The 12051-nt window shown below is 72.1% G+C and carries 11 protein-coding genes; 5 read left to right on the top strand and 6 right to left on the bottom strand.

Features of this window, described 5'->3' with window-relative positions; genetic code table 11:
- Positions 1-48: 48 nt before the first annotated feature.
- The 3 genes from K7B10_RS22780 to K7B10_RS22770 are packed head-to-tail and all read right to left on the bottom strand — an operon-like array spanning position 49 to position 3325.
- On the bottom strand, positions 49-963 hold the full coding sequence (locus K7B10_RS22780; protein WP_229338556.1) for an acyl-CoA dehydrogenase family protein: 915 nt from the start codon (positions 961-963) through the stop codon (positions 49-51).
- A 5-nt stretch (positions 964-968) separates the two neighbouring features.
- Entirely contained in the window at positions 969-2132 is a 1164-nt protein-coding gene (locus K7B10_RS22775) for an acyl-CoA dehydrogenase family protein (RefSeq protein ID WP_229338555.1), read from the bottom strand.
- The gene (locus K7B10_RS22770; protein ID WP_229338554.1) at positions 2132-3325 is read right to left on the bottom strand and encodes an amidohydrolase family protein; all 1194 of its coding nucleotides are present in this window, start codon (positions 3323-3325) and stop codon (positions 2132-2134) included. The genes K7B10_RS22775 and K7B10_RS22770 overlap by 1 nt, the downstream gene beginning before the upstream one ends.
- A 144-nt stretch (positions 3326-3469) precedes the next feature.
- Here K7B10_RS22770 and K7B10_RS22765 point away from each other — a divergent pair, with 144 nt between their 5' ends.
- Complete coding sequence (locus K7B10_RS22765; RefSeq protein ID WP_229338553.1) at positions 3470-5029, top strand: class I adenylate-forming enzyme family protein; 1560 nt, start codon at positions 3470-3472, stop codon at positions 5027-5029.
- A gap of 153 nt (positions 5030-5182) precedes the next feature.
- Positions 5183-6424 (top strand): acyltransferase family protein, encoded by a 1242-nt coding sequence (locus tag K7B10_RS22760; protein WP_229338552.1) that lies wholly within the window; start codon positions 5183-5185, stop codon positions 6422-6424.
- 59 nt (positions 6425-6483) lie between these two features.
- Here K7B10_RS22760 and K7B10_RS22755 read toward each other — a convergent pair whose 3' ends face one another.
- The gene (locus K7B10_RS22755) at positions 6484-7002 is read right to left on the bottom strand and encodes an EF-hand domain-containing protein (protein WP_229338551.1); all 519 of its coding nucleotides are present in this window, start codon (positions 7000-7002) and stop codon (positions 6484-6486) included.
- Positions 7003-7304: 302 nt separating this feature from the next.
- Here K7B10_RS22755 and K7B10_RS22750 point away from each other — a divergent pair, with 302 nt between their 5' ends.
- Together K7B10_RS22750 and K7B10_RS22745 are read left to right on the top strand one after the other, a co-directional pair.
- Entirely contained in the window at positions 7305-7883 is a 579-nt protein-coding gene (locus K7B10_RS22750) for a sigma-70 family RNA polymerase sigma factor (RefSeq protein ID WP_229338550.1), read from the top strand.
- A complete protein-coding gene (locus K7B10_RS22745) occupies positions 7880-9139 on the top strand; it encodes a maleylpyruvate isomerase N-terminal domain-containing protein (RefSeq protein ID WP_229338549.1) in 1260 nt (419 codons plus the stop codon). The genes K7B10_RS22750 and K7B10_RS22745 overlap by 4 nt, the downstream gene beginning before the upstream one ends.
- 81 nt (positions 9140-9220) lie before the next feature.
- Here K7B10_RS22745 and purU read toward each other — a convergent pair whose 3' ends face one another.
- Both purU and K7B10_RS22735 read right to left on the bottom strand, forming a co-directional pair.
- Positions 9221-10096 carry a formyltetrahydrofolate deformylase gene (gene purU, locus K7B10_RS22740; protein WP_229338548.1) on the bottom strand — a complete coding sequence of 292 codons (876 nt, stop codon included), beginning with the start codon at positions 10094-10096 and terminating at the stop codon, positions 9221-9223.
- Between the two features lie 28 nt (positions 10097-10124).
- A complete protein-coding gene (locus K7B10_RS22735; RefSeq protein ID WP_030858397.1) occupies positions 10125-10571 on the bottom strand; it encodes an SCO4402 family protein in 447 nt (148 codons plus the stop codon).
- Positions 10572-10769: 198 nt separating this feature from the next.
- Here K7B10_RS22735 and K7B10_RS22730 point away from each other — a divergent pair, with 198 nt between their 5' ends.
- The gene (locus K7B10_RS22730) at positions 10770-12047 is read left to right on the top strand and encodes an ABC transporter substrate-binding protein (RefSeq protein WP_229338547.1); all 1278 of its coding nucleotides are present in this window, start codon (positions 10770-10772) and stop codon (positions 12045-12047) included.
- Positions 12048-12051: the final 4 nt, after the last annotated feature.

The following is a 12051-nucleotide window of genomic DNA, read 5'->3' as shown; positions in this document are numbered from 1 at the left end:
ACCGTACCCCGTTCCGCTCCCGTTCCACCCCCTTTTCGTGACAGTGAGCTACATGGCGGCCGACGCCAGCTCCGCCGCCAGCAGCTCCTCCGCCTCCCCCGCCGTCCGCCACTGCTCGGCGCGCACCCAGGCCCGCTTGAGGTGCAGGTGCACGTCCGCCTCCCACGTGAAGCCCATCCCGCCGTGCACCTGGAGGCAGTCGCGGGCATTGCGCACGGCGGCCCCGTCGGCCAGCAGCTTGGCCCCGGCCACCTCCGCCGGGTCCGCGGTCACCGCCGCCGCGTACACCGCCGTACGGGCCACCTCGGCCCGCACCAGCATCTGCGCGCACAGGTGCTTCACCGCCTGGAAGGCCCCGATCGGCTGCCCGAACTGCTCGCGCTCGCGCCCGTACCGCACCGCCAGCTCCACCGTGCGCAGCGCGCCGCCGACCTGGAGGGCGGCCGTCAGCAGCGCGCCCTCGTCGCGGTAAGCCCCCGAGGCGGCCGGCGGCCGCGAAGCCACCCGGTGCAGCGGGGTGAGCGGGTCCGCCGAGGGCACCGGCTCACCCGTGGGGAGCGACGGCGCACCGAGCACCGCGTCCGCCTCGCCGAGGTGGGCCACCAGCGTCCCGCCGCCCGGTCCCCCCAGGTCGAACGCCGTGACCACCGCGGTCCCCTCCGCCGCCCCCGGGACCGCGCCCGCCGCCAGGTGCGTGGCGACCAGTGGCCCCGGCAGCAGCGCCCGGCCCGCCTCCTCGAAGACGAGGACCGCCTCGGGCAGCCCGAGCCCGACCCCGCCGCGCTCCTGCGGGAGCCGCAGCGCGAAGAACCCGGCCTCGCCGAGCTCCCGCCAGAGCCTGCGGTCCAGGGTCCCGCCCGCGTCCACCGAGGCCCGCAGCGCCTCGCGCCCGTACCGGCCCGCCAGCAGGTCCCGTACGCCCGTCCGCAGGTCGCGCTGGTCGTCCGTCAACCGGAAGTCCACGGCCCTCACCGGCCCTTCGGGAGGCCGAGGATCCGCTCGGCGACGATGTTCCGCTGGATCTGCGAGGTGCCCGCCGCGATCGTGTACGAGAGGGACGAGAGCCGGTCCAAGGCCCACTCCCCGTCCAGCGCGAGGGAGTCCGCGCCCAGCACCTCGGCGGCGGTGTCGTACAGCTCCTGCCGCGCGTGCGAGTAGGCGAGTTTGAAGACGGAGCCGCCGACGCCCGGCACCCCGCCCGAGGCCTCGGACGCGCTGACGTTCCACTGGGTGAGCCGCCACAGCGCGCCGAACTCCGCGTACAGCCGCCCGAGCCGGCGCCGCAGCACGGGATCGTCCCAGCGGCCGTTCGCCTTCGCGGTGCGCGCGAGCTCGCCCAGGGTGCGGCGGCAGGCCACGACCTCGCCGACGAAGGCCGTCCCCCGCTCGAAGGAGAGGGTGACCATGGTGACGCGCCAGCCGTCGTCCTCCTCCCCGACCCGGTTCGCGACGGGCACCCGGACCTCGTCGAGGAACACCTCCGCGAACTCGGCCGACCCGGCGAGGGTGCGCAGCGGCCGGACGGTGACCCCGGGCGCGTCCATGGGCATGGCCAGCCAGGAGATCCCGCGGTGCTTGGGCACGGTCTCGCTGACGGACCGCGTGCGCACGAGCAGCTCGCACCAGTCGGCGACCTCCGCGTGCGAGGTCCAGATCTTCGAGCCGGTGATCACGTAGTCGTCGCCGTCGCGCACGGCGCGCGTGCGCAGCGCCGCCAGGTCGGAGCCCGCGCCTGGCTCGCTGAACCCCTGGCACCACACCTCGTCCCCGCGCAGTACGGGCGGCAGCCAGCGTGCCCGCTGCGCGGCCGTTCCCTCGGCGGCGATGGTCGGGCCGGCGTGCAGGAGCCCGACGAAGTTGGCGCCCACGTACGGCGCGCCGGCCCGCTCGGTCTCCTCCAGGAAGATCAGGTGCTGGGTGGGGGTGGCCCCGCGGCCGCCCGCGTCCACCGGCCAGTGCAGGCCCGCGTACCCGGCGTCGTACAGCCTGCGCTGCCAGCCGGCGTCGTACGCGCGCCGGCCGGGCCAGTCGTCGGGGGACGGCCTGGCGGGCAGCTCGGGCAGGGTCTTGCCGAGCCATTCGCGCAGCCGGGCCCGGAAGTCCCGCTCCTCCTGCGTGTACGTCAGATCCATCAGACGAGGTCCAGGCCGAGCATGCGGATGGCGTTGCCGCGCATCAGCTTGTAGACCGTCTCGTCGTCCAGCCCCTTCACGTGGTCGAGGGCGACCTCCTTGGTGTGCGGGAAGGTCGAGTCCACGTGCGGGTAGTCGGTCTCGAAGGTGGCGTTGTCGCGGCCGACGACGTCGAGCGAGGCGATGCCGTGCTTGTCGCGGAAGAAGCAGCAGAACATCTGCCGGTAGTAGTACGTGGACGGCGGCTCGGGGATCAGGTCGCGGACCCCGCCCCAGGCGCGGTGCTCCTGCCAGACGTCGTCGGCGCGTTCGAGGGCGTACGGGATCCATCCCATCTGGCCCTCGCTGTACGCCAGCTTCAGCGTCGGGAACTTCACCAGCACCCCGCTGAACAGGAAGTCCATCATCGAGGCCATGGCGTTGTTGAAGCTGAGCGAGGCCTGGACGGCGGGCGGGGCGTCGGGCGAGGCTGCGGGCATCTGGGAGCTGGACCCGATGTGCATGTTGACGACGGTGCCCGTCTCCTGGCAGACGGCGAAGAAGGGGTCCCAGTAGCCGGAGTGGATGGAGGGGAGCCCGAGGTAGGTGGGGATCTCGGAGAAGGTCACGGCGCGCACCCCGCGGGCGGCGTTGCGCCGGATCTCGGCGACGGCGAGGCCGACGTCCCAGAGCGGGATGATGCAGAGCGGGATGAGCCGGCCGCCGCTGTCGCCGCACCACTCCTCGACCATCCAGTCGTTGTACGCGCGCACGCAGGCGAGCGCCACTTCCTTGTCGTGGGCCTCGGCGAAGGTCTGCCCGCAGAAGCGCGGGAAGGTCGGGAAGCAGAGCGAGGCCTCGACGTGGTTGAGGTCCATGTCGGCGAGGCGCGCCTCGGGGTCCCAGCAGCCGCGCCGCATCTCCTCGCGGGTGATGCCCTCCAGGGTCATGTCGTCGCGGTCGAAGCCGACGGCGGCGATGTTGCGCTTGTACGGGAACTTCAGGTCCTCGTAGATCCACCAGTCGGTCGGCGGGCCGTCGGGGTCCATGGAGATCACGTACTTGCCGCCGGTGTACTGGAGCTCGCCGATCCCCGCGGTGAGCGCCTTGGGCCCGCGGTCGCGGTACTTGGCCGGCAGCCAGACGTCGAAGAGGTGCGCGGGTTCGATGACGTGGTCGTCGACGCTGATGATCCGAGGCAGTTCCAGTTCCATGGTGTCCCCTCGAGAGCGGATGAATCCGGTGAATCTGATGGAGCGTCAGAAAGTACGCTAGCCCCGCCACCCCTGGACCGACAAGCGCAGGAGCCCTACGCTCTGCGCTGGATCTGACTGGGCGTCAGTTACGGGAGGCCGGGAATGGCGGACACCAACGACACGGCGGTACGGCTGGGCCACTCCCCGACCCTGTGGGAGCTGGTCGCGGCGCGGGCCGCGCTCAGCCCGGACGCCACGGTGCTGATCGAGGCGGCCGAGGACCCCGCCGACGACCGCGAGCTCACCTTCGCCGAGCTGCGCGACCGCTCCGAGCGGGTCGCGGCGGGGCTGTACGGGATGGGCGTACGGCCCGGCACGGTCGTCGCCTGGCAGCTGCCCACCCGGATCGAGACGGTCCTGCTCTCCCTCGCCCTGGCCCGGATCGGGGCCGTCCAGACCCCGGTGATCCCCTTCTACCGGGACCGGGAGGTGGGCTTCGCGCTGCGCGAGTCCAAAGCCGAGTTCTTCGCCGTCCCGGGCGTGTGGCGGGGCTTCGACCACACGGCGATGGCGGAGCGCCTCGGCGCGCGCGGCGTCTTCGAGGCCTACGGATCCCTCCCGGCCGCGGACCCCGCCGCACTCCCCGCGCCCCCGTCCGAAGGAACGTCCGTCCGCTGGATCTACTGGACCTCCGGGACCACCTCCGACCCCAAGGGCGTCCTGCACACCGACCGCTCACTGATCGCGGGCGGCTCCTGCCTGGCGCACGCCCTGCACCTGAGCCCGGCCGACACCGGCTCGATCGCGTTCCCGTACGCGCACATAGGCGGCCCGGACTACCTGGTGATGCTGCTCCTGTACGGCTTCCCCGCGGTCCTCTTCGAGAAGTTCGCGATGCCGGACGCGCTGGCCGGCTACCGGCGCCACGGGGTCACGGTGGCCGGCGGCTCCACGGCCTTCTACTCGATGTTCCTCACCGAGCAGCGCAAGGACCCGTCCACGAAGCTGATCCCCACCCTCCGCCTCCTCGCGGGCGGAGGCGCCCCGAAGCCGCCCGAGACCTACCACGCGGTCGTCCGCGAGCTGGGCTGCCAGCTGACCCACGGCTACGGCATGACCGAGGTCCCGATGATCACCATGGGCGCCCCGGACGACACGGCGGAACACCTCGCCACGACGGAGGGCCGTCCCCCGGCCGGCATGTCGATCCGCATCACCGCCCCGGACGGCACGCCCCTGCCCCCGGACACCGACGGCGAGGTCCGGCTGCGCGGCGAGGCGGTCTGCCGGGGCTACCTGAACCGCGGGGACCGCCCGGCCGAGGTCTTCGACGCGGACGGCTACCTGATCACGGGCGACCTCGGCCACCTGACCCCGGACGGCTACCTCGTCCTCACCGGCCGCACCAAGGACGTGATCATCCGCAAGGGCGAGAACATCTCCGCGAAGGAGATCGAGGACCTCCTGCACCTGCTCCCGGCCGTCGGCGACGTGGCCGTGATCGGCCTCCCGGACCCGGAGCGCGGCGAACGCGTCTGCGCGGTGGTGGAACAGCCGCCGGACGCGGCCCCCCTGACCCTTCCGGACCTCACCGCCCACCTCCGCGCCCAGGGCCTGTCGCCCCACAAGCTCCCGGAGCAACTGGAACTGGTCGAGGCCCTCCCCCGCAACGAAGCCCTCCGCAAGGTCCTGAAGTACAAACTCCGGGAGCGGTACGCCTAGGAGGCAGTGGCGGATGTCTCATTCCGGGCGGCCCATCAGTGCGCACACGGGCCGCGTGTCACAATTATTTGTCCTTTTCATACAAGCAGAGCGCCCCTCCGGGTCCCGTTCGCGAGAGGCGTCATGCGAGTCCGCGATACCCCCCTGAGCCGTGTGCGGTGGTCTCACGGCACCGTCGCAGAACTGTTCTCCGGCCGGGACAACAGCCTGGGGCTGCTGCGGCTGCTCCTCGCGTCCGCCGTCGTCCTGTCCCACGCGCGCATCCTCGGATTCGGGTCCCGCGAGTTCGGCTACGGCTTCGCCTCCGGACAGACCGACCTGGGCAAGATGTCCGTCTTCGGCTTCTTCATCCTGTCCGGCGTCCTCGTCACCCGCAGCGGCAACCGGCTCCCGATCGGGCGCTTCCTGTGGCACCGGGCACTGCGGCTGCTGCCGGGCCTGTGGGTGTGCCTGCTGGTGACGGCCTTCGCCGTGGCGCCGTTCCTGTACTGGCGCCAGCACGGCGGCCTGACGGGCTTCTGGAACCACGGCGAGAGCCCGTTCGACTACGTCCGGGCCAACTTCGCCATCCGGGTCCACCAGTGGGGCATCTCGGGCGTGCTGGACGGCGCCATGAACAAGGGGCTGACCCACAACCGCAGCTTCGACGGTGCGCTGTGGTCCCTGGAGTACGAGGTCCTCTGCTACCTCGGCGTCGCCCTGCTCGTCCTCGCCGGGGCGCGGGCCGGCGGAGTGGTGCGCGCACGGCGCGCCATCCTCGCGGTCGCGGCGGTCCTGGGCTGGTTCGTCCTGACCGAGGCGCTCACGGACCCCCTGACCAACGCGACGGAGATCCCGATGCGCGACGGGATGCCCGCGATCCCGATGGTCGGCGGCTTCGTCGTCAACTGGGTCTTCTACCTCGGCTTCGCCTTCGTCCTCGGGGCGCTCATCGAGGCGTACAAGGAGCGGATCCCGGTGAGCGACCCGCTGGGCGTGCTCGCCGCACTGACCCTGCTCGTCACCCTGCAGTACGGCTGGTTCTACGTCATCGGCGTGCCGGCCTTCGCCTACCTGCTGCTGTGGCTCGCGATCCGGCTGCCCGGGCCGTTCCGGCGGGTGGGCGCCAAGCACGACTACTCGTACGGGATCTACATCTACGGCTTCGTCGTGGAGCAGGCCGTCGCCGCGCTCGGCGGCGCCCGCTGGGGCTTCGGCGTCTACCTCGCGCTGGCCGCGGGCGGCACCCTCGTCGCGGCGGCGCTCTCCTGGCACCTCGTCGAGCGCCCCGCCATGCGGCTGAAGGACATCGGCCGCGCCCGCCCGGGCGCGCGGCGCCCCGTGGACGCGGCCGAGGGATCCCCGGCGGCCGCCGCGGAGCAGGACCTGGCCCGCGCGGGCACGGCGGCCCCGTAGCGGCGCGGCCCCGTAGCGGCGCGGGGCCCCGCAGCGCGGCGGGGCCCCGCGGCCACCGCCTACGCGTCCGGGGCCTCCACGCCGCAGTACGCGGCGAAGGCCGTCAGGATCTCGTCCTCCGTGATGCGGCCGTCGGCGTCGGCGTCCAGGGCCTTCGCGATCCCCTCGGCCAGTTCGGGCGGGGTGCCCAGGACGCGCAGGACCCGGGCCGCCGCCGCCGGGGTCGTGCCGCGGCCGTCCTCGTCCGCCACGGCGATCACCCCGTGCAGGAACGGCCGCGCGATCTCCGCGAACCGCTGCGGGTTGTCGCGCAGCCGCTTCGCCGCCCCGGTGATGAACTCCTCGCGCGTCACGCGCTGGTCCCCGTCGACGTCCGCGATCCCGGCCATCCCCTGCCAGAACGCCTCCGCGCCCGCGAAGAGGCCCTGGCCCCTGTCCGACCGCGCGGTGGTCCCGAATTCGGCCAGTACGGCCCTCGCGGCCGCGCTGAAGTCCTCACGGTCGATGTATCCGTTCCCGTCCTGGTCGAACGTGGCAAACCGGGCGGCGATCTTGCGCTCGTATTCTGCGCTGTCCATATGCGGCGTTCCGCCTTCACATGTGCGGTGGAGTTCAGTTCAAGACAAGCCAGGAGCGTAAGGCCTACGTGGCCTGCCCGTTAAGCGAAGTCGTCAAGGAGGTGGCCGCATCGAACCCGCGCACGGGAAGCGCGGCGGGGCGCGTACGCCTGTACCCATGTGCCGCATCCGGCCCCATCGTTCACACCCCGCACCGCGCCTATCACGGAGAGCGCTCTTCCTGGGCCGCGTTCCCCCAAAACGGGCGCGAACCCGCCTCCGGCGACTACATTCGAGGCGTCGACACACGGCTGGGGGCAGTTATGCCGAAGGACGTACCACCTCGCTGGGACCGCCGCATGCAGCAGCGCCTCGCCCGCGGCGAGGCCGCCGCGCTCGGAGAGCTGTACGACCGCTTCGCCTCGCTCGTGCACAGCCTGGCGCACCGGGTCCTCGGCGACGAGACGGCGGCGGACCGGATCACCCGCGAAGTGTTCGGCTACATCTGGCAGAACCCCGACGCCTACGACCCGAAGCAGGGCTCCCTGCGCTCCTGGGTCGCCCGGATCACCCAGGGCCATGCCGTGGCCCGGCTGCGCCAGGCCGAACTCGGCCGCGGCTCGCGCGAGGAGCTCGAACAGAAGGTGCGCAGAGCCACCGCCGCCGCCCGCGCGGACTACATCGTCACGTCCATGCCCGCACCGCTGCGCGCCGCGCTGGAGCTCGCGTACTTCAAGCGCCGCGACTACCGGCAGGCCGCCGCAGACCTGCGCATCAGCGAGGACGAGGCCCGGCGCCGGCTGCGCCTGGGCCTGCAACTGCTGTCGACCGCCAACGTCCTCCCGCAGGAGGACTCCGCTCCGCCCGGATACGGCCCGCCAGGATATGGAACTCCCCGATGAACGGCCCCGCCGACCCGCCCCAGGAGGGCTACGAGGAGCTGCGCCCCGGGGGTCCGGCGCGCATACCGGGGCCGCGCGGGGCCGCTGACGACCTCGATCCGCGGCACGCGCCGGAGCCGCTCCCCGAGCCGCCCGCCGCACCGGAACCGCCCCCGCCGCCGCGCACCCACGCCGTGCTGAAGTCCCTGCTGGGCGCCTGGGCCCTCGCGGCCTGCTCCGCCGAGGAGACGCAGGCGGTCGAGGACCACCTCACCGAGTGCGCGCAGTGCGCCGAGGAGGCGCTGAGGCTGCGCGACGCCGTGGGCCTGCTGCACCCCGAGGACAGCCTGGACCTCAAGCCGCTGCTGCGCTCGCGGGTGCTGGAGGACTGCCTCGGCAAGCGGCCCGCCCGCATCCCGGTGCCGCCGTGGGCGAACCCGTACGACACCGAAACCGCGCGGCTCGACGCGCTGCTGCGGGACTTCGGCGACTCGGAGTGGCAGACCCCCGTACGGCTCAAGTGGTTCGAGGAGGAGCGGCGGCAGTCGCGCCGGACGACGGTGGCCGGGGTGATCGGGCACCTGCTGACGGTGGACGGGCTGGTCGCGACGGCGCTGGGCCTGGACGACCCGCTGGGCCCGGAGGCGCCGTCGGACGCCACGGGCCGCACCGAGCACTACTGGAGCTCCGCCGAGCAGCCGATCACCCGGCAGATCCGCGAGCCGTGGCGGGAGCAGGGCCACACGCTGCTGCGGACGGTGTCGTTCGCGGGCCGGGGCGTCGGCGAACTGTCCGTGGACTACGGACCCTTCGCGCTGCCGCTCGGGGACGCGTTCCTGGAGCGGGCCTTCGAGTGCTGGGTGCACGCGTGGGACATCGCGGAGGCGGTGGACTACCCGTACGACCCGCCGTCCGGACCGCACCTGCACCGCATGATCGACCTTGCGGCACGGCTGCTGCCGAGCGCGCTGGCCCACCGGCGCCGGGCGGGCCTCGCCGCCCCGGTCCGCGGCCTGGTCGCGGCGGGCGCACCGGGGCGGACCCTGCACCTGGAGATCGAGGGCGCGGGCGGCGGCAGTTGGGACATCGCCCTGGACTCCCCGGCGGCGAAACCGTCGGCGGAGCACACGGTGGCGCAGATCGCGCTGGACGGCGCCGAGTTCTGCCAGCTGGCCGCCGGACACATCTCCCCGGAGGAGGCGGCCGTGGGCCAGCACGGCGACCGCGAGGCCATCCGCGACGTCCTGTTCGCGGCGGCCTCGCTGAGCCGTCTGTAGGGGCGTCCCGGGCTGGGCGGTGTCCGCGAAGTCCCGCCCGCCCCGCCCTCCGGGCGGCCGGCGCCACTTCGCGGACAGCCCCTAGGCGAAGACGACCGTGCGGGTGCCGTTCAGGAGCACGCGGTGCTCGCTGTGCCACTTCACGGCCCGCGCCAGGGCCTGGCACTCCACGTCGCGCCCGATCGCCACCAGCTGGTCCGGGGTCACCTCGTGGCCGACCCGCTCGACCTCCTGCTCGATGATCGGGCCCTCGTCGAGGTCGGCCGTCACGTAGTGCGCGGTGGCACCGATCAGCTTCACGCCGCGCGCGTGCGCCTGGTGGTACGGCTTCGCGCCCTTGAAGCTCGGCAGGAAGGAGTGGTGGATGTTGATGATCCGCCCGCTCAGCTCCTTGCACAGGGTGTCCGACAGCACCTGCATGTACCGGGCCAGGACCACGAGCTCGACGTTCTCCTCGCGGACCAGCGCCAGCAGCTGCGCCTCCGCCTCCGCCTTCGTCTCCTTCGTCACCGGGATGTGGTGGAAGGGGACCCCGTACGAGCGCACCAGCTCGGCGAAGTCGGTGTGGTTCGAGACCACCGCCGCGATCTCGACGGGGAGCGCGCCGATGCTGGAACGGAACAGCAGGTCGTTCAGGCAGTGCCCGAACTTGGACACCATCAGCACGATCCGCATGCGCTCGTCGGAGCGGTGCAGCTGCCAGTCCATCCGGAACGAGTCGCCGATCGCGGCGAAGCTGGCCCGCAGCTTGTCGAGCGTCACCGGAGCGTCGGCGGAGAAGTGGACCCGCATGAAGAAGAGGCCGGTGTCGTGGTCGCCGAACTGCCGGCTGTCCTCGATGTTGCATCCGGTCATGAACAGGTAACTGGACACGGCGTGCACGATGCCCTGCTTGTCCGGGCATGACAGGGTCAGTACGTACTGCTGGGGGGCCTGGGCCTGCGGGTCGTCGCTCATGACCCCACAGCCTTTCACACCCCGCGGCTCACGCCGCGCGGGTGAGGATCCTCAGCACTTCCAGCGACCGCGGCGGCTCGTCCGGTTCGTCCCCGTCCGCCGTCGCCAGCCGTACGTGCGCTTCGCGCGCGGCACGTACCGCCTCGGGCCAGGCGTGGTGCTCCAGGTAGGCGGAGACGGGGGCGTCGGGCCCGACCTGGTGCAGGATCCGCAGCACCCGCAGCACCGCGAGGTCCACGAGGGTGGCCTCCTGGGAGTCGCGGAATATCGTGCCGACGTACTTGTCGGCCGACCAGCTGTCGAGCCACGTGTCCTCGACGAGGCGGTAGACGGCGTCGGTGACGTCCCCGTACCCCTCGGCGCCGGCGAGCCAGGTCTCCTCGTGGAAGACCGGGTCGGAAAGCATGTGAAGCGCCGAGCGCACGTTGCTGCGCCAGCGCCACCACGGCATGTCGTTCAGGGGCATGCCGCCCATGGTGGAGGAGCGGCCACCGCGGCGGGAAGAGTTCTTCGAACCTTGGGCGAATGTCACGCTTGCGATGTTACGTTCACGGCTTGCGCGATCTTGAAGCGCCTGTGCGCAATCCGCCCCCCCTGCAATTCACCTTCACGTCACCGTCTGTTGTGTCCATCTCACTCTTCAGTTACCCCCGGGGCGGAAGTGTGCGTGGACATGACCGAATGGCGACGCACGGCTTCCCCGACCCGCACCTTGGTGGCAACGGCGATGGGGGCGTGTCTCGTCGCCGGATGCGGGGCGCTCCCCGGAGACCCGGGGGGCTCCGGGGGCACCATCACGGTCATGACGTTCGCGCCGATGGACACCAAGGCGACCAACATGCCCGGAATGCCGGGAATGGCCAAGGCCTATGAAGCCTGGGTCAATTCCAAGGGCGGCATCAATGGGCACAAACTACGCGTACTGACCTGCAACGAGAAGAACACCCCGACCGGCGCCGCCGACTGCGCCCGCAAGGCCATCGACGAGAAGGCCGTCGCGGTCGTCGGCTCGTACAGCCAGCACGGACGCGCCTTCATGGCCCCGCTGGAGGCGGAGGGCATCCCCTTCATCGGCGGGTACGGGGTCTCCTCCGAGGAGTTCCAGAGCACCCTCTCCTACCCTGTCAACGGCGGCCAGCCCGTCCTCCTCGCCGGCGCCGGGCACCAGCTGGGCAAGGCCTGCAGCCAGGTGGCCATCGTCCGCCCGGACACCCTCGCGGGCGACTCCATGCCGATCCTGCTCAATGCCGGCCTGAAGCTCAACAAGGCGCCCGAGGCCAATGACATCCGGGCCGCCGAAGACTCCGCGGACTACATCGCGCAGGCCCGCGAGGCCCTGGCCAACTCCACCGGCGGCAAGGACCGGGGCTGCGTGACCGCCGTGCTCGGCGAGCGCACGGAGACGTTCTTCGACGCGTTCCGACGCGAGGACAGCAAGCACAAGAACCCGCAGATCTCCTCGGTCCTCGGCAGCGTCAGCCAGGCCGTGGTCGACCGCACCGGCGGCAGGGAGAGCCCCTTCGAGGGCGCGTACGTCGCCAGCTGGTACCCGGTCTCGACGGACGCGCTGTGGGAACCGATGCGGAAGGTGATCGCCGAGCACGCCTTCGGCAACGACGCGGTGGACCCGGACGACAGCGGGACGCAGACCACCTGGATCGCGTACACCGTGCTCAGCGAGACCCTGAAGCGGTTCAAGTCCGGCGAGGACGTCACGGCGCGCAAGGTGGCGCGCATGCTGAACCAGGGGGATCCGGTCAAGACCGGCGCACTGACCCCGGACCTGAGCTGGCGCTACAAGGACATGCGCGCCGTCGCCGGGTTCCCGCGCATGGTGAACGGGCGCGTCAACTTCCAGGTCGTCCAGTCGGGCCGGCTGGTCGCCCAGCAGGGCGGCGAGCCGTCGATGGACATGACGGAGACCCTGGAGCAGGCGCCCCGGGCCGCGTAGTCGC

The organism is Streptomyces flavotricini, assembly GCF_020639365.1.
GTDB lineage: Bacteria > Actinomycetota > Actinomycetes > Streptomycetales > Streptomycetaceae > Streptomyces > Streptomyces flavotricini.
Note: the sequence above shows the minus strand (reverse complement) of the source record. Positions and strands in the feature narration are given on the sequence as shown.

What these genes read in the sequence shown, in the direction of transcription:
- K7B10_RS22775 (WP_229338555.1), bottom strand. Translation starts at nt 2,132, where the DNA reads ATGGATCTGACGTACACGCAGGAGGAGCGGGACTTCCGGGCCCGGCTG.
- K7B10_RS22755 (WP_229338551.1), bottom strand. Translation starts at nt 7,002, where the DNA reads ATGGACAGCGCAGAATACGAGCGCAAGATCGCCGCCCGGTTTGCCACG.
- K7B10_RS22730 (WP_229338547.1), top strand. Translation starts at nt 10,770, where the DNA reads ATGACCGAATGGCGACGCACGGCTTCCCCGACCCGCACCTTGGTGGCA.
- K7B10_RS22770 (WP_229338554.1), bottom strand. Translation starts at nt 3,325, where the DNA reads ATGGAACTGGAACTGCCTCGGATCATCAGCGTCGACGACCACGTCATC.
- K7B10_RS22765 (WP_229338553.1), top strand. Translation starts at nt 3,470, where the DNA reads ATGGCGGACACCAACGACACGGCGGTACGGCTGGGCCACTCCCCGACC.
- purU (WP_229338548.1), bottom strand. Translation starts at nt 10,096, where the DNA reads ATGAGCGACGACCCGCAGGCCCAGGCCCCCCAGCAGTACGTACTGACC.
- K7B10_RS22750 (WP_229338550.1), top strand. Translation starts at nt 7,305, where the DNA reads ATGCCGAAGGACGTACCACCTCGCTGGGACCGCCGCATGCAGCAGCGC.
- K7B10_RS22745 (WP_229338549.1), top strand. Translation starts at nt 7,880, where the DNA reads ATGAACGGCCCCGCCGACCCGCCCCAGGAGGGCTACGAGGAGCTGCGC.
- K7B10_RS22735 (WP_030858397.1), bottom strand. Translation starts at nt 10,571, where the DNA reads ATGGGCGGCATGCCCCTGAACGACATGCCGTGGTGGCGCTGGCGCAGC.